The following is a 21,795-nucleotide window of genomic DNA, read 5'->3' as shown; positions in this document are numbered from 1 at the left end:
GCTCAGGGCTCCTGCGGCGCGGTGCCTTCGGATGGCGGCCGGTCGGCGGGCAACCTGCCCAGCCGCGACGAGGTTGCGCGCTCCGTGCGGATCTTGCGCAGCGTGTTCGTCAACGCCTGCGGGCTCGTGTTGAGCTGCCTCGCCGCCTTGGCCGGGCGCATGCCCTCGACCAGCACCAGCCGCGCGGCGGCGAGGGACGGGGTGGCCTGCAGGTGCAGCAGCTCGGCCACCTGCCAGAACTCGGCCGAGGTGAAGGTGCCGAGGTCCGGCGGCAACGAGCGCGAAGGGACGGCCTGGCGTTTCTCGAAAACGCAGTGAGGCGCCGGGTCCATCTGCCCGACCCGCGCGACCAGCGCCTCGAGGTAGGCCTGCGTGGCGGGGGTGTTGGAAACCCAGTTCGAATGGATGACCAGCTTCGTCCCGTCGTCGGGGAACGTGTGCTCCCAGCTGACCCTCAACTCCGTCATGGCTGGCTGCGGAACGAGCGCATCGTGGGGCGGCTCGTTTCCATGTGATTTTTTTGCATTCGTGCAGTATGTCGCGACAACTCGCGCATTTTTTTGTCGATGTCGCCAGTGTGACCGATGAAGGTGGGTTTTATCCCGGGTTTTCGGTGTAGGTGAATGGAAAGACGGGCCGACTCGCGACGATGTGGCACGCGAGGCCCGGCGGCCGCCGGAGGCGAGCCAAGAAGGGCGCACGAACACGCGCCGCGCGCGGCCGGCGCGACGAGGGTCGTCTTCCTTGCGGTCTGCCTGCCCTAGGCCGATGCGGCCGATGGCTGGGCGGATGCGGCCTGCGGTTGTTCCTGCGAGGTGCGAACCGGCGCGGGGGGGGCGCAGTCGTCCGGCATCTTGCGCGAGGTGCCTCTCACGAGGTGGCGGGGCACGTGGTGTGTCTTGATGAAAAGCGCCAGCGCCTCGCTGCGCGCGGGCTCGGAGACCGGTAGAAACATGTGCAAAGCGCTCATGGTGTCGTTCCGTCGATGCCAGGCAGGAAGGCGGCGCACCCGCTTGTGCCGGGTGGCTGGCGACCCCTGGCATGGCCGCCCGGCGAGCATTATGAGCGTCTGGATCAACCCCGTTGGCGCTGATGTTTTCGGGCGTTCGGCCGCGCCAGAATGCTTGCTTGTCAACAGGAGCACACCCATGGGCCACACCGCAACGATCGTCTCCACCGACGTCAATTTCAACCACCGCATCCAGGTCGGCAAGTTCCAGCTCGTGGCGGACGAGCCGGCATCGCTGGGCGGGCGGGGCGCAGGGCCGGCGCCCTATGACTACTACCTGGCCGCGCTCTCCGCCTGCACCGCGATCACGCTGCGGATGTACGCCCAGCGCAAGGGCTGGGAACTCGGCGAGTTCAAGGCCGAGCTGAGCTTCACGAAAGACGCCGACGGCAAGGCGCACATCCACCGCGTGCTGCACGCCAGCGCTCCGCTGACCGATGCGCAGTGGAGCCGGCTGCTCGAGGTGGTGGCCAACACGCCCGTCACGAAGACGATGCGCGAAGGCGCCGAGATCACGAGCGAGCGTGGGGTGGCGGCGGCCTGACCGCTGGATCAGAACGCATGCCGGATGCCGACGTCGTAGCCCGTCGACGTCGTCGGCACGAGCGACGCGCTGCGCAGGTAGGCCGGGCCGCCGATGGTGATCGCCGCGCCATTCTTGTTGCGCAGCCGGGCCACGGTGGCGTACAGCGCGGTGCGCTTGGACAGGTTGTGCAGGTAGCCCAGCGCGATCTTGCTGGCCTGCGGGTCGGGGCGGTTGTCGTTCAGGTGCTCGTCGTAGACGGCCCGTGAATAGGTCGCGCGGATCACGCCCACACCCACCGGCACGGTGACGCCGATCAGGGCGCTGTTCAGCGTGGCGTCGGGCAGCGGCGAGACAGGCGGCCTCGCGTAGTCGCGGCCGGCCTTGCTGCGGTTGACGCCGGCATGGAACTTGGCGAAGTTGAAGTCGTAGGTCAGCCCCAGGCTTGCGAGTTGCACTTCGTCGGTGGTGCCTGCGTTGTAGTCGTCGCCGGTCGTGCTGCGTCCGAAGGCAACGCCGATGTCCAGCGGTCCCTTGGCGTAGCCGAAGCGCGCGCCGATGTGGCGGCCGGTGCGCGTGCTGTTGGGCGGTGGCGGCGTGGTCCACAGCGTCTGCTTGGTGCCTTCGTGCAGCGCATACATCGCCTGGCCGTAGAAGCCACCCAGGTTCGGTGGCAGGAAGTAGGCGATCGAGTTGTTCGCGCGCGAGACACGGTCGAGCCGCGAACCGGTGTTGGCGATGAAGGTGAGGGCGGCTCCGGCGCCGTTGAAGCTGAAGGGGTCGACCAGCACGTCGTTGACGAACACCGGCATGTAGTCGCGGCCCAGCCGCAGTTCGCCGAAGGTGCCCACCAGGCTCAAGGTCGAGCGGCGCGAGAAGGTGGCGATGCCGGTGGCGCCGTCGTCGTTGGTCACGGGGGCTTCGAGCCAGAACGCCGCCGCCATGCCGCCGCCCAGGTCTTCCTGGCCCATGAAGCCCAGCCGGCTGCTGGCGCTGCGGCTGTTGGCCAGCTCGGTGCGCGAAAGCGAGACGCTGCCGCCGAGCGGCGACAGGTTCTGCGCCCGGTTGGTGGTCGAGGTGATCGAGGCATCGAGCACGCCGAAGATCGTGAGGGTGGACTGGGCGTGCACTGCATCCGATGCGGCAAGGGCCAGGACCAGGGCGGCCTGGGCGATCGATCTCTTCTTCATGCGTTCTGTCTCCGTTGTTGTGCTGAGGGCTGCGTTGCCGGCCGCGATTCTTCTTTTGGGGCGGGGACACAACAAATGAAAATTGAGACCGAGAGGTCTGCTTTGCTTATGGCTGGGTGCCCCGGCCTCAGGGACACAACCCATGGCCGCGCGTGCAAGGGGCGCTTAGCATCCGGGCTTTCCCGCCGAGGCCGTTGCGGCCTGCTCCTGTGCCATGACTCCGTCGTCTGCTGTTCTTTATGCGCGTCTCATGACGGGGGCGCGCTTTCGCCATCTGCAGGCGTTTGCCGCCATCGCCGAGTTCGGCAGCGCGCAGCGCGCGGCCGACGCGATCGGCCTCACGCAGCCCGCGGTGACGCACCTGGTGGCCGACCTGGAGGAGTTTCTTCAGTGCCCGCTGTTCCATCGCCATGCGCGCGGCATGCGCATGACGGACATGGCGCGCGAGCTGCTGCCGTTCGTGCAGCGCTCGCTGGCCACGCTCGAGGCGGGCACGCAGTTCGTGGCCTTTCGTCAATCGAGTGGGCACAGCATCGTGCGCGTGGGCGCGATCCATGGCGCCATCAACGGCCTGCTGGTGCGGGCGCTGCCGGCTTTCGGACAATCGAAGCCCGACATCCTCGTGCAGCTGCAGGAGGCCAATGCTGCGGAGTCGAGCGCGTTGATCTCGAACCGTGAGGTCGATCTCATGCTGTGCCGCGAACCGCCCGTGTGGCCCGAGGGCTGGGAGTTTGCCGACCTTCTGCCCGACCGGCTCGTGGTCGTTGCCGGCCCGAACCATCCGCTGGTGCGCAAGCGCGGGCTGCGCCTGTCGGACCTGCTGGACGAGATGTGGCTCATGCTGCACCCCGCGACCCATGCGCGAAAGACCTTCGACGCCCTCATGGCCGCGCACGGCACGGCGGCGCGCTACCGCAAGCTCGAGGTCCGCTCCAGCGCGATGGTGCTGGCCCAGTTGCAGAGCGAGACGCTGCTCAGCTTCACGCCCTACAGCGCGATGCGCCAGTTCATCGACATGGGGCAGATCGCACTGATCGACGTGACCGACCTGCCCGCGTTGCCGCCGCTGGGCATCCTGAGCGTGCGCGACGAGCGCGGCGAGGCGGCGAACACGCTGAAGGAGCACCTGTTCCGCTACGCGAGGAAGCACCCCTGAAGCTATAAGCAGGATGCATGGCTGGGGGCCACAAGGCATTGGTTCCCCGTGGGGCAGTCATTGAAGAATGGCCTTTCCAGTTCATTCCAGCGACATCCATCCGACCATGCCAAGAAGAACCCGACTCCTCGCTGCCGCGCTGCTGTGCGCCGCGGCCTTTCACGGCCATGCGGCACCGCCCGAGGCCTATCCGAACAAGCCGGTGACGGTCGTGGTGGCGTACCCGGCGGGCGGCTCCGTCGATGCCATGGCGCGGGCGCTGCATGTGGCGCTCGGCAAGCAGCTGGGCCAGCCGGTGCTGATCGAAAACCTCGGCGGCGGTGCCGGCGCCATCGGTGCCGCCAAGGTGGTGCGTGCCCGCGCCGACGGCTACACGCTGCTGCTCGGCTCGGTGAATGAAGTGGTGCTGGCACCGCTGGTCAATCGCGCCGTCAGCTACAAGACCGACGACCTGGTGCCGGTGGCGCGCGTCGGCGACTCCGCGTTCGTGCTGGTGGGGCGCCCCGGCATTGCGGCGCGCACCACCGACGAGCTGATCGAGTTCGCGCGCAAGAACCCCGGCGCACTGAGCTACGCGACCTCGGGCATCGGCACCTTGCAGCACGTGGTCATGCGCGACATCCAGGAGCGCAGCGGCACCTCGATGCTGCACGTGCCGTACAAGGGCGGCTCCACGCAGGTGACCGACCTGCTGGGCGGCCAGGTCGACCTGACGCTGGTGGCGCCGGCCACCTTTCCCGAAGCCATCGAGAGTGGCCGTGTGCGCGGTTTCGGCACCACCGGCCTGCAGCGCGACGAGCTGCTCAAGCACGTGCCCACGCTCAACGAGAGCAAGTACCTCAAGGGCATCGACCTGAACACCTGGCTGGGCTTCTTCGTGCCGCGCAGCACGCCGCCGGACGTCACGCAGCGCCTGTCGGCCGCCGTCGATGCCGTGCTGGCCGACGACAAGGTGGCGGCGAACCTGCGTCGCATCGGCTTCATGCCGGCCGCCGCAGGCGCGCGCCCCGGCTTCGCCGAGGTCGTGGCCGACACGCAAGGCAAGATGCAGGGCATCGTCTCGCGCATGCCGCCCGAGAAGAGCGAGGTGGCGCGATGAGCCTCCTCGACCTCGCCAACCGGCACATCGACGAGATCGCGGCCATCCGCCGCGACATCCACGCCAACCCCGAGCTGGGATTCGAAGAGGTTCGCACCTCCGCGCTGATCGCCGGCAAGCTGCGCGACTGGGGCATCGAGACCCACGAGAAGGTCGGCAACACCGGCGTGGTCGGTGTCGTGCGCGGCCGGCGCGCGGGGGCGGGCGCCATCGGCTTGCGCGCCGACATGGACGCCCTGGCCCTGTGCGAGCAGAACACGCTGGGCCATGCCTCGACGGTCCGTGGCCGCATGCACGCCTGCGGCCACGACGGCCACACGGCGATGCTGCTCGGCGCGGCCCAGGCCCTGGCCGAGAACCCCGACTTCGAGGGCACCGTGCACCTGATCTTCCAGCCCGCGGAAGAAGGGCGCGGCGGCGCGCTGGCGATGCTCGAGGCGCAGCTGTTCGAGCGCTTTCCCTGCGACCGCATCTTCGGCATGCACACCATGCCCGCGTTGCCGCTGGGCCAGTTCGGCATCCGCAGCCAGGCGATGATGGCGGCGTCGGGGCGATGGCAGGTGCGGTTCAACGGCACTGGCGGCCATGGCGGCGCCTACCCGCACCTGTCGACCGACCTGAGCGTGGTGCTGGCGCACTTCATCCTCGGCCTGCAGTCGATCGTCAGCCGCAACGTGGCGCCGACCGACCCGGCCACCATCAGCGTGGGCCACATCGGCGCGGGCGATCCCGAGGCCATGAACGTGATCCCCGCCGAGCTGCGCATCTCCGGCACCATGCGTGCATTCTCGGACGAGGTGCAGGCGCTGCTCGAAAAGCGCCTGCGCGAGCATGCGCAGCACGCGGCCGCCACCGAGGGAGCGTCGGTGCACGTGAAGTGCTGGTGGAACTCCGTGCCGCTCGTGAACGACCCCGACGCCACGCGCAACGCGATCCGCGCCGCGCACGACGTGGTGGGCCTGCAGGCCGTGAACCCCGAGCAGGCCCCGCTGACCGGTGGCGACGACTTCGCGTTCTTCGCGCGCAAGCGCCCCGGCGCCTACATGCTGATCGGCAACGGCCTGGGCAAGGGCGACGGCCAGGGCGACGTGCACACGCCGTACTACGACTTCAACGACAAGGCCTTGCCGCTGGGCATCGCCTATTGGCTCTCGGTCGTCAACAAGGAACTCGGCGGCACGCTGGGTGCGGCATGAACGCGTGCGTCGATCTGCGCAGCGACACGGTCACGCAGCCCACGTCCGCCATGTACGAGGCGATGCAGCGCGCGCCCGTGGGCGACGACACCTACGGCGAAGACCCGACCGTCAACGCACTGCAGGCGCGCATCGCCGGCATGCTGGGCTTCGAGGCAGCGATGTTCGTGTCGTCTGGCACGCAGGCCAACCTGTGCGCGGTGCTGGCGCATTGCGGGCGCGGCGACGAATACATCGTCGGCCAGATGGCGCACTGCTACCGCTGGGAGGCCGGCGGCGCCGCGATGTTCGGCGGCGTGCAGCCGCAGCCCCTGGACCACGCGGAAGACGGCACCTTGCCGCTGGCGGCGATCGCCGAGGCGATCAAGCCGGACAACGAGCACTTCGCCGTCACGCGGCTGCTTGCACTGGAGAACACGCTGGGCGGGCGCTGCCTGCCTGATGCCTACCTGAGCGCGGCGACCGATCTGGCGAGGCAGCGCGGCCTGTCGACGCACCTGGATGGCGCGCGTTTGTTCAACGCGGCCACGGCCAGCGATGCGACGTCGCCCGAGGCCGGCGCACGGCGCATCGCGGGGCACTTCGACTCCGTGTCGGTGTGCTTCAGCAAGGGGTTGGGCGCGCCGGTCGGCAGTGCGCTGTGCGGCAGCGCGGCCTTCATTGCACGGGCGCGGCGCGTGAGAAAGGCGGCGGGCGGCGCAATGCGCCAGGCCGGTGTGCTGGCGGCCGCGGCGCTGCATGCGCTGGACCATCACGTCGAGCGACTGGCCGAAGACCATCGGCTGGCGAAGCTGCTGTACGAAGGCGTGTGCGACAGCCCCGGCGTGCGGGCAGAGGCGCCGCAGACCAACATCGTGTTCCTCGATCTGGCCGATCGCGGGCAGGACACGGCACACGCACTTCAAAAGCACCTGCAAGAGAAGGGCATCCGTGTCTCGATGCTGTACGGCCGGCTGCGCCTGGTCACGCACCGGGACGTGGACGAAGCCGGTGCGCTGCGCGCGCTCGATGCGCTGCGCGAATTCCTGAGGCGGTAGAGGCGCCGCTCAGCGCCGAGAGATCACGCGAACGACGGGTTCGCTGTGCACGCGAAAACCCATGCGTTCATAGATGCGCCGCGCGCCCGCGTTGCCCTGCATCACATGCAGCACCGGCACTTCGCCGCGCTGCATCTGCTGCGCCACCAGGCGCGTGACGAGGCGCTTCGCGTAGCCCTTGCCCTGCGCATCGGGATGCGTGCAGACACCGCTGATCTCGCGCAGCGTGCCGGCGGCCATGCGTTCGCCGGCCATCGCCACGAGGCGGCCGTCCGCGTCGAAGCAGCCGAAGTACTCGCCGAGTTCGATGGTCCGCGTAGAGAAGGGGCCGGGGCGCGTCAGGTCGGCCAGGGTCAGCACTTGTTCTACATCTGCTGCGCCGAGCCGGACCACATCAGGAAGCGTATCGGCCACGGGCGCAGGCGCGTCCCAGATCATCTTCACGATGACCGATTCCATGTCGACCTGCCATGTGGACGGCGCGGGGCCCGACCAGCCGATGGCATAGAAGTGCTCGTCCGGCGTGCAGTAGGGCAGAAGCGCGTCGAGGTCGGGATGCAGTGCGTCGGCAAAGCCGACGATGGGGGAGAAGCCTGTGGCGTAGCGGCGTGCGGTCGATGTGCCGGCGGCAAAAGACGCATGCGGGCCCGAGAGGGCGTGCCATGTGAGGTTGGTGAGGAGGTCTGTCATGGGAAGGATTCTTTCGGTCTGACAGGAACCGTTGGTGCGCCGTCCGCTGTAGTGGGAGCGGCGCCTCCTCGTCGGTGACGAGGAGGTGTGTCGCATCGCACGGCGAGGGCAACCTCGCCGGCGTCAGCGACTCAGTGCATCAGCACTTCATGGCCGTGGCTTGTGCGGCGAAGGCGTCGGAAGCGGCCTTGCAGGCAGCGCCGAGTTGGGCGGCGTTGGCGCCGTAGCTGGCCCAGGTGGCCTTGGTCTGCTCGAGGCTGCCCTTGAGCGCGTCGGCGGCGGCGCCGCTTTGCTTGCCCACGCAGGCGCTCACCTTGTCCAGGTACTCCTGGCATTCCTTGGGCACGTCGGCCGATGCCGTCGTGGTGGCAGCGGGCGCGGCAGCAGCCGGTGCGCTGGCGGCCGGTGCGGGTGCCGGCGTGGCCGGTGCGGTGGCAGCAGGTGCTGCGGGAGCGGCCGGCGCTGCGGGCGTGGACTCTTGCTTCGAGCAAGCGGTGATGGCGGCAGCCACGAAGATGAGTGCGAGCAGTTTGTTCATTTTTTCTTACATGAGCGAGTTGGATGATGTGCCACGCCTCGTGTCCTCCGGCGCGCAGTGAGCACACCAGGAACGCAAGATTCGGGGCCGGAACAGTATCACCGCGCCCTGTGCAACAGACCCCCGCGAAGGCCGGAATCGTGGGCCTGCAGATGCTCCAAAAACGTAACAATCATCTTGAATCGTTAAATATTGCCGGGTTAAGCATTCGAAGGTGCGCAGGCGTACGCAGGGGGCGCGATGGCCCGTCGAACCGGGTGCTTGACCGGTCTCGCATCTGCAAGCGGATGTTGTTGATTCTTTCGAATTACATCGAGGCGACGAGGCCGCGCGAAGTTTCCTGAAGGCGCGCTGCGGTCCATTTCCGGAGTCGGCCGAGCAGCCTGCCGTGCCTCTTCGGCGTCACGCACATGGTTACAACCCCGTGCTGCAGACCCGCTCCTCGCAGCGCGCGGCAGCCGGCAGGACATGGCCCGGTTCCCGGTCGATCGAATTGCCGCCGAACCCTTGGCTTGTGCATTGCATCAATTAATTCTTATGGCAAAGGTTCTCATTGCAGGATGGCATGCACATCCTCTTTCAGTTGTGAATCGGTTGCGATGAATTGAGGCGCTGGCACGCCATTCATGACGAGCGAGTTCTTTGCCATCAAGGAATAGGGAATTCCCACCCCGATTTTCTACGGAATCCCGTAGTTGAAAATTTGAAATAGATCGGGTAATTCGAATGAGCGAAATTCGCAAAGGCTTCGATCGTCTGGTTGTCGAGGGAAGATTGCCTTGCACGGAGAGGAATACGGCGATGGATATGCCTTCCATATGAGCAAGTGAATGGATCGCGACGCGCGAGTAACAATTAATTTCAAATTGAGGAGAAAAGCAAAGGAAGCCGTTGTTTTTGCGATTTTTTGACGGTATTGGCTCGAAAAGATAGAACGTTAATAGTGGACACATTTGCATATTTGTCGTCACACTTTGAGCCATGCCAAGGTCTCAATCGCCCCAATTCCTTCGCCCACGCGCTCATCGATTTGCGCTGGAAAGCCGGCAGCTATTTGATGGCGCCGCTTTTGTGGAGGCCGCCGCGGCGGCACCGGCGGACGCGCCGCAGGGCCCGCACGGGGATGCGCCGCATGCCGCCGACGCGGCGGCGCCCGTTGCCGTGCCGCATGGGCGCGAAAGCACGCCCGAAGCGGACGCGCGATCCGCGCCTGGCCCGGCCCCGACCCCGGCCAGCGAGGTCTACGTGGTCGACAAGAATGTTGCCAATTGGCAGCAGCTCGCGGCTTCGGTGCCGCAGGGCGCCGGCCTGATCCTGCTGGACACCGGCTCGTCCGGCGTCGAACAGCTGCGCCAGGCGCTCGAAGGGCGCAGCGGCCTCACGGCGCTGCACATCCTCAGCCACGGCAGCGCGGGCGAGATCACGCTGGGCAACGAGACCCTCGACGTCGCCGGCCTGGCGCGCTCGGCCGGCGCCTGGCAGGCGATCGGCGCGAGCCTGGGCGCGGACGGCGACATCCTGCTCTACGGGTGCGACGTGGGCGCCGACGGGCAACGCTTCGTGCAGGCCCTGGGCCGCGCCACGGGCGCCGACGTGGCGGCGTCGAGCGACTCCACCGGCGCGGCGTCGCGCCAGGGCGACTGGTCGCTCGAGGTCGCGACCGGCCTCATCGAGTCGCGCGCCTTCGCCGCCGCCGACTACGACGGCCTGCTGGCTGCGCCCACCGTGTCGACGACCACGCCGCGCATCACGGTCAGCGAACCCAGCGCGCTCAACGCGCCGGGCGCCGACCGCGCCACGCTCAGCGGCTGGACGCTCACCGACGACGGCGCGGGCAACGTCACGATCGACGTGACCGTCGAGAACCCCGCGCTGGGCGCGCTGTCCAGCGCCAGCATGACCGGCGTCACCACCGTGCCCGGCGGCTACCGCTTCGTCGGCAGCGTGGCCGACGCCAACGCCTGGATCAACCAGCTGGTGTTCACCGCCGCCGACACCGAGCTGGGCAACGCCACGGCCACCACGCGCATCCTGGTGTCGATCACCGATTCGGAAACGCCGGCGCTCACCGCCAACCGCGCGCTCGACGTGACGATCACGCCGTCGAACGACCCGACCACGGTGGCCGACGCGGCGCAGACGGTCTCCGAGGGCGGCACCACGCTGCTGACCGGCACCACGCTCAACGCCATCGACCCCGAGGTGACGATCGGCTCGCAGAACACCGGCCAGATCGTCTACGGCATCGCGACCAACACCACGCACGGCTACCTCACGCTCAACGGCGAACGCATCGGCGTGGGCTCGGTCTTCACGCAGGCCGACGTGCTCGCGGGCCGCGTCGCCTACGTGCACACGGCCACCGGCGCGGACCAGAACCTGGACGACAGCTTCGTCATCGTCGTCAACGACGGCGCCACGCCGCTGGCCGGCTCCGACCACGCCACCATCACGCTGAACGTCACGCCGCTGAACCAGCCGCCGGTGGTCTCGGGCGGGGGCAGCGTGTTCGAAGGGCAGCCGCCCAACGCGGTGGACGGCAGCGGCAACCCGAGCTCGGTCGTGGGCAACTTCATCGTCGCCGACGGCGGCGGCGACGACGCCAGCGGCGACCTCACGGTGCGGCTGACCAGCCTGCCCACCGACGGCACGCTGTACTTCACGGGCACGGTGCTGATCGGCGGCGTGCCCCAGAACGTCACCAACCGCGCCATCACGCAGGCCGACATCGACGCCGGCTTCGTGTTCGGCTACGACGACCGCGGCGGCCTCACCTACGGCAACAACGGCCAGCGCGACAACAACGGGCAGAGCTACCCGTTCACCGACGGCTTCGGCGTCACGGTGAGCGACGCCGGCGGCGGCACGGGCACGCCGTCGTCCACCTCGGGCACCATCGCCATCAACGTGCGCCCGGCCAACGACGACCCGGTGCTCGATCCCGGCAGCACGCTCGAGGCGACCGTGGACCCGGCGGGCGGCGGCTACACCGTCACGCTCACGCCCGGCATGCTCGGCGCGACCGACGTCGATTCGAGCGACGACAACCTGACCTTCGCCGTCACCTCGATGAACGGCCTGAACCAGGGCTACCTGCTGCTCGACGGAAAGATCCTGCCGCCGGGCGGCACCTTCACGATGGAAGACGTGCGTTCGGGCCGCGTGCAGTACGTGCAGACGCAGGGCGCGGCGGCGGGCGATACCGACACCTTCAGCTTCCAGGTGGTCGACAACACGCTCGGCCCGACCTGGGACGCCAACGGCAACACCGTGATCCGCGAGGGCGCCGACCGCAACCCCGACGGCACGCTGAAGACCTACGAGTTCACGATCAACCTCGTCGAGACCCCGGCGGGCAACGGCGATCCGCTGCAGACCATCGACGGCACCGTCACCACCTCGGGCTCCAACCACGCGGGCACCGACCAGAACGGCGCCACGCGCGGCACGCTCAGCGAAGGCGGCTCGGTGGTGCTGGGCGGCACCGGCTCCGACTTCAACACCGTGCCGGGCCTGAGCTACGTGGTCGAGGGCGTGCCGCCGTCGCAGGTGATCTACACGGTCACCGACTACACCGGCACCACGGGGCCGGTGCGCAACGGCGTGCTGCAGCGCTTCGACGGCGCGGCCTGGGTCGACATCGACACCTACGAGACCTTCACGCAGGAAGACCTGAACGCCGGGCGTATCCGCTTCCAGCATGACGGCGACGTGGAAGACTTCGAGTCGGCCGTGTCGCTCTCGGTGACGGCCGGCGTCGCCGTCGGCGGCGTGCGCAACGTCTGGAACACCAGCTTCTCGTTCTTCATCACACCGGTCAACGACGTGCCCGTGGCCACCGGCTCGTCGAACACGGTCATCCGCGAAGGCGAGACCGCCTACCTCACGACCGGCCAGATCCGCGTGGTCGATGCGGACGACGCCGCGAGCGAAAGCTACCTCGAAGGCTCGGCCACGCTGCTGAACGGCGACCCGAACTACGCCTTCAACAACGCCGGCAGCGGGCCGGGCGCGATGCAGTTCGAGTTCGACAGCCTGCCCACGGGCGGCCAGCTGGAGTACTGGAACGGCGCCGCCTGGGTGGCCGTGGCCGTGGGGCAGCGCATCGATGCGTCGCTCATCACCGGCAGCGCCGGCACCACGGGCCTGCGCTTCGTGAGCGACGGTTCCGAGGTGCGCACCACCCAGTTCAACGTGCATGCCGTGGACCGCTGGGGCGCCGCGTCGAACCCCGTCACCGTCGGCATCCAGATCACCAACGTCAACGACGCGCCGGTGATCGCGCCCGACCCGACGCAGCCCGACCCGCCCGGCACCGCCAACCAGCCGCTGACCGTGGCCGAGGGCGGGCGCGGCCAGATCACGCCGGGCATGCTCAGGGCCTTCGACCCCGACAGCACGCTCACGCAGCTGCAGTACACGATCACCTCCGTCACCACGCACGGGCGCATCATGTACTCGACCGACGGCGTCAACTTCGTGGCGCTGGGCGTGGGCTCCTCGTTCACGCAGGCCGACGTGAACGCCGGGCGCATCTACTACTTCAATTCGGGCGACGAATCCGACGGCCACACCGAAGCCAACGGCGATCCGCCGAGCGACCGCTTCACCTTCACGCTGAGCGACGGCGACAAGGAACAGACCGGCGGCCAGTTCTGGATCTACGTCACGCCGCTGAACGACGCGCCCACGGTGACCGCGCCGGCCGGCCCGATCGACATCGACAGCAGCAACCCGGCGCACAACCCCGTGCCCGGCTTCCACGTGGGCGACACCGACCTGGACGCGGTGATCCAGGGCGAGACCGACTTCGTCCAGGTGACGGTGCGGCTGCTGGACGCCAACGGCAACCCGTTGAATGCCGCGGCCTACACGGGTGCCACCATCGGCTCGACCTCGATGGGCGGCGTGACCGTCGACGCCGACAAGAACGGCAGCGGCGACTTCCTCACGCTGCGCGGCACGCGCGCCCAGGTGAACGCCGCGCTGGCGGGCCTGACGCTCACCTTCGACACCGACCGCGACCAGGCCTACCGGCTGCAGGTGATCGTCGACGACCGCCTGCGCGACACCGCCACCGGCGTGCTGCAGCCCGGCGCCAACGGCGGCCCGCAGAACGAGCCGAGCGTGCCGGGCGGGCCGAACATCGCGATCCCGACCACCGAGTACGACTGGTACGCCGACACGGTGCCCACCACCGGCGACATCACAGGCAACCTCGCGGCCGCCTCGGTGCTGGTGCGCGCGTCGAGCGAGAACGACCCGGGCGTGCTGGTCGTGCCGCCCGTGCACACGGTCTATGAAGACCAGCCGACCTACATCGGCACGGGCTTCGTGGTGTCCGACCCCGAGTCGGCCGCCTTCGGCACGCCCATCACGCTGCGGCTGACCGTGCCCAACGGCACGCTGGGCATCGGCGGCACCGGCGGGCAGACGAGCTTCACGCTGCCCAGCGGGCGCGTCGTGACCATCGCCGGCGACAACACAGGCGCACTCACGCTCACCGGGCGCGCCAGCGACATCCAGGAGCTGATCACCAGCGGCGCCGCCACGGGCCTGACCTACCGCAGCGCCACCCACGTCAACCACGACCTCAACGGCGCCGACGCCGGCGACGTGACGCTCACCGTGTCCTTCGACGACACCGGCTCGCAGATCGGCGGCGACACCGGCGGCGGCAGCGTGTCGAACAACCCGCCCGACATGACGATGGCGCTGACCATCGTGGCGGTCAACGACGCGCCGACGGCCGGGCTCACGCCGGGCACCAACCCGAACACGCCGCTGTACCTGACGGGCGGCAGCACGCCGGCGGCCGTGCCGGGCTTCGTCGTGCGCGACCTGGACATCGACGGCGACGGCGGCGGCATCGCGCCCGGCGAAGCCGATTTCCTGCAGGTCACCGTGCGCATCACCAACGGCACGGGCGCGCCGCTGGGCGCGGCGCAGTACACGGACGGCGGCAGCGACGCCATCACCATCACCTCGAGCAATGCAGCCGGCTCGGGCGTGACCATCGACAGCACCTACGACGGCACCGGCAGCGCGCTCGTCATCCGCGGCACGCGCGCGCAGGTGCAGGCCTACCTCGATGGCCTGCAGGTGGCGCTGGGCGGCAGCCTGGCCAACACCGACCAGACCTACCGCGTGCAGGTCATCGTGGACGACCGCCTGCGCGAGAACAGCAGCGGCGCGCTGGCGGGCGGCGCCAACGGCGGCGAGAACAACAACGCGAACGGCGGCACGGTGGCGGTGCCCACCACCAACGTCAACCCCTACGCGCTGATCCCCGCGGGGCTGACGGCCAACGTGGCCTCGGCCTACCGCACGCTGTTCCCGTCGTCGATCAACGACCCGGCCCACATCGCGGCCGGCAACCCGACGGTGGACGAGGGCAACGGCAACGGCAGCGTCACGCTGTCCGGCCTCACGGTCACCGACCAGGACGCGGCCGCCACCGACGTGCTGACGGCCACGGTGTCGGTGCCCCCCGGCTTCGTCATCAACGGCGTGGGCGGCAGCGGCGGCTCGGTCGGCCCGTTGGGCGGCGCCAGCATCACCATCACCGGCACGCTGGCGCAGATCAACAGCCGCATCAACGCCATCTCGATCGCGCTGCCCGACGCCCCCGGCGCCGCGCTGCCGGCCGACTGGAACGGCGCCTTCACCGTGACCGTGGTGGTCAACGACGAGGGCCACACCGGCGGGCGTCCGGGCGTCCTGGCGCCCGGCGACAACAGCACGACCGGCACCTTCGCCTACGAGGACGGCGTCAGCAACCACCTGGTCACCACGCGCACCTTCGTCTTCACGGTGGCGCCGGTCAACGACGCGCCGGTGGTGGTGGGCGGCACCACCCAGACGCTGCCGAACGTCACCGAAGACGTGGGCAACAACGCGGCCGGCACCCCCGTGGGCACCCTGTTCGGCTCGCACTTCGACGACGGCGCCGACCTGATCGACAACAGCGGCAACGGTGGCACCGGCGGCAGTTCGTCCGACACCTTCTTCGGCGTCGCGATCACGGGCCACGTCCCGGACCCCGCGCAGGGGGCCTGGCAGTACTCGCTGGACAACGGCAGCACCTGGATTCCCGTCGGCGCACGCACCGACAGCACGGCCCTGGTGCTGGCCGCCGACGCGCAGCTGCGCTTCGTGCCGGCCGCCAACTTCCACGGCACGCCCACCACGCTGACCGTGCGGCTGGTCGAGACCGACACCAACAACGACAGCGCCACGGCCGATCCCATCTCGGGCTCGACGGTCAACGTGGCGGGTGCCAACAACGGCGGCACCACCGTCTACAGCGCCGGCACCATCGTGCTCAGCACCACGGTGATCAACGTGAACGACCGGCCGACGGCGACCGATGCGACCGTGCCCGCCGGCGTCGAGGACGTGACGGGTGCTGGTGTGCGCGTCGACACGCTCCTGGGCGGCGGTTACGGCGACGCGACCGACAACCAGACGGCCATCAGCGGCGGCGGCGATGCATCGACCTCGTTCGGCGGCATCGCCATCGTGGGCAACAACGCCAACGCCGCGCAGGGCGCGTGGGAGTACAGCCTGAACGGCACCGACTGGCTCGCCGTGCCGACGGGCGCGTCCGACACCAGCGCCTTGCTGCTGCCCACCAGCGCGCAGCTGCGCTTTGTGCCGGCGGCCGACTTCAACGGCACGCCCGGCGGGCTGGTCGTGCGCGTGTCCGATGCGCCGGTGGCGGCGGGCAGCGGCGACATCAGCGCCACCGTCAACGACGCCACCAGCCAGTGGTCGGTGCTGCGCAACGTGTCGACCACCATCGCGCCGCGCAACGACGCGCCGGTGATCGGCGGCACCACCGGCGCGACCGCGGTGGAGAACAACCAGACCGGCACCGGCGTCAGCATTCCGCCGGTGGCGCTGGTCAGCGGCGGCACGGTCGGCGACCTCGACCTGGCGACCACGCCCGGGCTGGCCGCGGGCGTGTTCGGCGCGGGCTCGCTCACCGTGAGCCTGGACGGCTACCAGCCGGGCGACCAGCTGTTCGTCAACGGCGTGCTGCCCCCGGGCGTCAGCGTCTCGGGCGGCAACGGCGCGCCGCTGGTGGTGCAGTTCGACGCCGACACCACCGTGGCCGAGGTGCGGGCGGTGCTCGACCAGCTGTCCTACCGCAGCAGCAGCGACAACCCGACGGCGTTCGGCACCGACAACGAGCGCGTCTACACCATCGTGCTCAACGACGGCAACAACGTGCAGCCCGGCGGCAACGCGGGCGGCCCGCAGCCGCTGAACAGCAACGTGCTCACCGGCACGCTCACGATCACCGCCGTGAACGACCCGCCGACCGCGGTCGACGACACGCACAGCATCGACGAAGACACGCCCTCGGTGGGCAGCAACGTCATCAGCGGGCGCATTCCCGGCGAGGCCGACCACGACCCCGACAGCACCACGCTCACGGTCACCAGCATCCGCACCGGCCCCGAGGCCGGCGCCGGCACGGCCGGCACGCTGGGCAGCCCGCTGACCGGCACCCACGGCAGCATCGTGCTGAACGCCGACGGCAGCTACACCTACACGCTGGACAACAGCGACCCGCGCGTGCAGGCGCTGATCGCCGGCGAGACGCTCACCGACCTGTTCACGTACACCATCTCCGACGGCGCGGGCGGCACCGACACCGCGCAGATCACCATCACCATCCGCGGCGCCAGCAACGACGTGCCGGGCATCACGGTGACCGACGCCAACGGCAACGCGACCGGCCAGGTGACGGTGCACGAGTCGGGCCTGACGAGCGTGGGCGACACCAGCGAGACGGCGGGCGCGGGCTTCAACATCACGGCGGCCGACGGCGTGGCCAGCATCAACGTGGGCGGCACGATGGTGACGCTGGCGCAGCTGCAGGCCCTCACGCCGGGCGCACCGATCACGATCACCACGCCCGACGGCCAGATCCGCCTCACGGGCTTCAGCGGCACCACGCTGCCCAACGGCGTCGTGACCGGCGGCACGGTCAGCTACACCTACACGCTGACCTCGGCGCAGAACCACAGCGCGGGCGAAGTGACCGAGGCGGTGGCGCTGAGCGTGACCGACCGCGACGGCGACGTGGCCAGCGGCACGCTCACGGTGCTGATCGTGAACGACGTGCCCACCGCGAACCCCGACACGAACAGCGTCACCGAAGACACCGCGCCGAACCCCGTGAGCGGCAACGTGAAGACCAACGACCGCGAGGGCGCGGACACGGCCGTGCCGGTGACGGGCGTGAGCTTCGGCGGCACGGCCGGCACCGTGGGCAGCGCGCTGGACACGGAATACGGTTCCATCGTGCTGAACGCCGACGGCAGCTACAGCTACACGCTGGACAACACCGACCCGCGCGTCAACGCGCTGAAAGACGGCGAGACGCTCACGGACACGGTGAGCTACACCCTCACCGACGCCGACGGCGACACCTCGACCACCACGTTGACGATCACCATCCACGGCCGCTCCGACGCCAGCCCTGAGATCGTGCCGGTGGACGGCAACGGCGCGGCCACGGGCCAGACCGAGGTCCACGAGCGCGGGCTGGTCGACGGCCCGGCCGGTCCCGATGCGCGCGAGAACGGCAGTGGCGTCGTCACGGTGTCGGCGGCCGACGGCCTGCAGACCGTCACCGTGGGCAACCGCACGCTGACGCTGGCCGAGCTGGCCAACCTGGGCACCACGCCGGTCGTCATCACGACGCCGCTGGGCACGCTCACGCTGACGGGCTTCACGGCCACCACCTCGGTGGGCGGCGTGCCCACGGCGGGCAACCTGGCCTACACCTACACGCTGCGCGCGCAGGTGCCGCAGCCGGGCGCGACCGAGAGCACCGAAGCCATCGACCTGCAGGTGACCGACGCCGGCGGCGCCACGGCCACGGGCACGCTCACCGTGCGCATCGTGGACGACGTGCCGCAGGCCACCGACGACACGGCCGCCATCACCGAAGACGCCGCGCCGAACACGGTGTCGGGCAACTTGGCGACCAACGACACCATCGGCGCGGACGATTTCAACGTCGCGCCGGTCACGGGCGTGAGCTTCGGCGGCGCGGCCGGCACCGTGGGCGCGTCGATCACCACGACCTACGGCGCCATCGTGCTGAACGCCGACGGCAGCTACACCTACACGCTGAACAACGCCGACGCGCGCGTGCAGGCGCTGTCGGTGGGCGAGACGCTGACCGAGCGGGTGCGCTACACGATCACCGATGCCGACGGCGACACCAGCACCGCCACGCTCACGATCACCATCCGCGGCGCCAACGACCTGCCGGGCATCGCCGTCACCGACGCCAACGGCGCGGCGACCGGGCAGGTCACGGTGTTCGAGTCGGGCCTGGTGAGCATCACCGACACGGGCGAGCGCGCCGCCAGCAGCTTCAACATCACGGCGGCGGACGGCGTGGCCAGCATCAACGTCGGCGGCACGGTGGTGACGCTGGCGCAGCTGCAGGCGCTCACGCCGGGCGCGCCGATCACGATCAACACGCCCGACGGCCAGATCCAGTTGACGGGCTTCAGCGGCACCACGCTGCCCAACGGCATCGTGACCGGCGGCGCGGTCAGCTACACCTACGTGCTGGGCGCGCCGCAGAGCCACCGATCCGGCGGCGTGCTGACCGAAGTGACCGAGCAGATCGCGCTGTCGGTGACCGACCGCGACGGCGACGTGGCCAGCGGCACGCTCACCGTGCTCATCGTCAACGACACGCCGCAGGCCACCGACGACACGGCCGCCATCACCGAGGACGCGGTGCCCGACACGGTGAGCGGCAACGTGAAGGCCAACGACCGCGACGGCGCGGACAACGGCAACGGCGTGCCGGTGACGGGCGTGAGCTTCGGCGGCGCGGCCGGCACGGTGGGCGTGTCGCTCACGACCACGTATGGCGCCATCGTGCTGAACGCCGACGGCAGCTACACCTACACGCTGGACAACGACAACGCCGCCGTCAATGCGCTCAAGACCAACGAGCAGCTGACCGAGACGGTGCGCTACACGATCACCGATGCCGACGGCGACACCAGCACCGCCACGCTGACGATCACCATCCACGGCCGCCTGGACGGCGACCCGGCCATCGGCGCGGTGGACGGCAACGGCGCAGCCACGGGGCAGGCCGAGGTGCACGAGCGCGGGCTGGTCGACGGCCCGGCCGGCCCCGACACCCGCGAGCACACCACCGGCACCATCGTGGTCTCGGCGAGCGACGGCATGCGCAGCATCACGGTGGGCAACCGCACGCTGACGCTGGCCGAGCTGGCGAACCTGGGCACGACACCGGTCACCATCGACACGCCGCGCGGCACGCTGGTGCTCACCGGCTTCACGCCCACCCGTTCGGTGGGCGGCGTGCCGACGACGGGCGAGCTGGCCTACACCTACACGCTGGACGGGCAGGTGCCGCAGCCGAACGCCACCGAGAGCACGGAAGACATTGCGCTGCTCGTGACCGACGCCGGCGGCGACACGGCCACGGGCACGCTCACCGTGCGCATCGTGGACGACGTGCCCGAGGCCGTGAACGACACCCACGCCATCACCGAGGACGGCGTGCCGAACACGGTGGGCGGCGACGTGAAGGCCAACGACACCCTCGGCGCCGACGACGCCAACGGCGTGCCGGTGACGGGCGTGAGCTTCGGCGGCGTGGCCGGCACGGTGGGCGTGCCGATCACCACCACCTACGGCCGCATCGTGCTGAACGCCGACGGCAGCTACACCTACACGCTGAACAACGCCGACCCGCGCGTGCAGGCGCTGGTCGTGGGCGACACGCTGACCGAGGTGGTGAGCTACACGCTCACCGACAACGACGGCGACACCAGCACCGCCACGCTGACCCTCACCATCCACGGTGCGAACGACGGCGTGACGCTGGTGATCGGCGACAACAACGGCCCCGACACGGCCGGGCAGGCCACCGTGTACGAGCGCGGCCTGGTCGAGCCGGGCGACGCGAGCGAGACGGTCTCGGGCAGCTTCTTCGTCACGGCGCCCGACGGCCTGGGCAGCATCGCGGTGCACGGCACCACGCTCACGCCGGCGCAGCTGGCCGCGCTCGGCACGAGCCCGGTCACCATCGCCACCGACCGCGGGCGCATCACGCTCACCGGCTTCGATGCGGCCACGGGCACCGTGCGCTACACCTACGTGCTGGGCGCCGCGCAGAACCATGCGGGCGGGCAGGTCACCGACGACATCGCGCTGCAGGTGACCGACCGCGACGGCGACACCACGCAGGGCACGTTGCGCGTGCTGGTGATCGACGACGTGCCCACGGCACGCAACGACGCCACCGCCATCGGCACCGCGCGCCCCGGCGCCACGGCGACCGGCAACGTGTTCGGCGGCAGCGGCATGGGCGCGAACGACATGGCCGACCGCCTGGGTGCGGACGGCACGCCGACGCCGGTCACGGGCGTCTCTTTCGAGGGCGTGGCCGGCACCATCGGCGGATCGACGGCGGGCCGCTACGGCAACCTGCGGCTGAACGCCGACGGCAGCTACAGCTATTCGGTGAACGCCAGCAACGTGCGCGTGGCCTCGCTGGGCGACGGCCAGACGCTGACCGAGGTGTTCGACTACGTCATCACCGACGCCGACGGCAGCACCAGCACGGCGAAGCTGGTCGTCACGATCAACGGCACCTCGCAGCACCGGCCGCTCACGGGCGACCAGGTGTTCCCGGCGGACTTCGGCGACCCCAGCCGCCGCATCGACCAGTCGATGACGCCGGCGCTGTTCGTGCAGATCGCGGTGCAGGAATCGCAGCGCCTGAGCCAGATGCTGTCGGGCGCGATCGCCGCGCGCGCGCTGGGCGGCGACCGTCTCTTCGGCGAAGACCGTCCCACCGACCTGTGGGGCGAGCCGCAGGGCGTGGACTACGCCGAGCACGTGAGCCGCGACGGCGTGGCCTTCTCGCTGCGCATGGTGCGCGACGTGGAGCAGACGCTCGCGCTGCGCGGTGTCACGGCCGGCAAGCTGGTCGACGGCGCGAGCCCGCTGTTCGGCGACTTCGACAGCTTCTCGGCGCCGCATCAGCCGCCGCCACCCGAAGTGTCCGAAGCACCCGCGCGCGACGGTGGGCGCATCGTGGTGCCGCGCGCCGATGCGGCGCATCCGTCCGCCGAGGCGGCGCAGGCCGATGCGGCGCCGCCAGCCGGTGCCGCCGCGCCGGTGGCCACCGACACGGCGCGCTCGTTCTCCAGCCGCGTGGCCGCGGCCGCCGCGGAGCGCGACGCGGTGCGTGAGCTGCTGCGGCATCCGCAGCGCGCCACGCCCACCGTGCGCGTGCCCACGAGCTGATCGACGCAGAGAAAAACGCCGGAGCCAT

The 21,795-nt window shown here is 69.8% G+C and carries 11 protein-coding genes; 6 read left to right on the top strand and 5 right to left on the bottom strand.

All coding sequences use genetic code 11. The annotated features are described in order from the left end of the window. Window positions 1–2 precede the first annotated feature (2 nt). Together AC07SQ_RS05125 and AC07SQ_RS05120 are read right to left on the bottom strand one after the other, a co-directional pair. Window positions 3–467, bottom strand: coding sequence for a hypothetical protein (locus AC07SQ_RS05125; RefSeq protein WP_062471967.1), 465 nt, complete (start codon window positions 465–467; stop codon window positions 3–5). Window positions 468–760: 293 nt separating this feature from the next. Then, window positions 761–970, bottom strand: coding sequence for a hypothetical protein (locus AC07SQ_RS05120; RefSeq protein ID WP_495270544.1), 210 nt, complete (start codon window positions 968–970; stop codon window positions 761–763). A gap of 178 nt (window positions 971–1,148) precedes the next feature. Between AC07SQ_RS05120 and AC07SQ_RS05115 the strand changes: the two genes are divergently transcribed. After that, window positions 1,149–1,553: an OsmC family protein gene (locus tag AC07SQ_RS05115; protein WP_495270545.1), complete on the top strand. Its 405-nt coding sequence runs from the start codon at window positions 1,149–1,151 to the stop codon at window positions 1,551–1,553. 8 nt (window positions 1,554–1,561) lie between these two features. On the opposite strand, the gene AC07SQ_RS05110 is transcribed toward AC07SQ_RS05115, so the two are convergent. After that, a complete protein-coding gene (locus AC07SQ_RS05110) occupies window positions 1,562–2,722 on the bottom strand; it encodes a porin (protein ID WP_487848510.1) in 1,161 nt (386 codons plus the stop codon). Window positions 2,723–2,936: 214 nt separating this feature from the next. Here AC07SQ_RS05110 and AC07SQ_RS05105 point away from each other — a divergent pair, with 214 nt between their 5' ends. The 4 genes from AC07SQ_RS05105 to ltaE all read left to right on the top strand — a co-directional run bounded on the left by AC07SQ_RS05105 (window position 2,937) and on the right by ltaE (window position 7,210). Next, window positions 2,937–3,878, top strand: a complete 942-nt coding sequence (locus AC07SQ_RS05105) for a LysR family transcriptional regulator (protein WP_095947022.1) — start codon at window positions 2,937–2,939, stop codon at window positions 3,876–3,878. 106 nt (window positions 3,879–3,984) lie between these two features. Further along, a complete protein-coding gene (locus tag AC07SQ_RS05100; protein WP_492727573.1) occupies window positions 3,985–4,977 on the top strand; it encodes a tripartite tricarboxylate transporter substrate binding protein in 993 nt (330 codons plus the stop codon). Continuing rightward, window positions 4,974–6,173, top strand: a complete 1,200-nt coding sequence (locus AC07SQ_RS05095) for an amidohydrolase (RefSeq protein ID WP_495270546.1) — start codon at window positions 4,974–4,976, stop codon at window positions 6,171–6,173. The genes AC07SQ_RS05100 and AC07SQ_RS05095 overlap by 4 nt, the downstream gene beginning before the upstream one ends. Then, window positions 6,170–7,210: a low-specificity L-threonine aldolase gene (gene ltaE, locus AC07SQ_RS05090; protein ID WP_495270547.1), complete on the top strand. Its 1,041-nt coding sequence runs from the start codon at window positions 6,170–6,172 to the stop codon at window positions 7,208–7,210. Before AC07SQ_RS05095 ends, ltaE begins: the two co-directional genes overlap by 4 nt. A 9-nt stretch (window positions 7,211–7,219) precedes the next feature. Here ltaE and AC07SQ_RS05085 read toward each other — a convergent pair whose 3' ends face one another. Both AC07SQ_RS05085 and AC07SQ_RS05080 read right to left on the bottom strand, forming a co-directional pair. Then, window positions 7,220–7,900, bottom strand: a complete 681-nt coding sequence (locus AC07SQ_RS05085) for a GNAT family N-acetyltransferase (RefSeq protein WP_495270548.1) — start codon at window positions 7,898–7,900, stop codon at window positions 7,220–7,222. Window positions 7,901–8,039: 139 nt separating this feature from the next. Continuing rightward, window positions 8,040–8,438, bottom strand: a complete 399-nt coding sequence (locus AC07SQ_RS05080; protein WP_062472018.1) for a hypothetical protein — start codon at window positions 8,436–8,438, stop codon at window positions 8,040–8,042. Between the two features lie 1,071 nt (window positions 8,439–9,509). Between AC07SQ_RS05080 and AC07SQ_RS05075 the strand changes: the two genes are divergently transcribed. Continuing rightward, a complete protein-coding gene (locus AC07SQ_RS05075) occupies window positions 9,510–21,767 on the top strand; it encodes a cadherin-like domain-containing protein (protein WP_495270549.1) in 12,258 nt (4,085 codons plus the stop codon). Window positions 21,768–21,795: the final 28 nt, after the last annotated feature.

This window comes from Variovorax sp. GW821-FHT06D12 (genome assembly GCF_059419205.1).
Note: the sequence above shows the minus strand (reverse complement) of the source record. Positions and strands in the feature narration are given on the sequence as shown.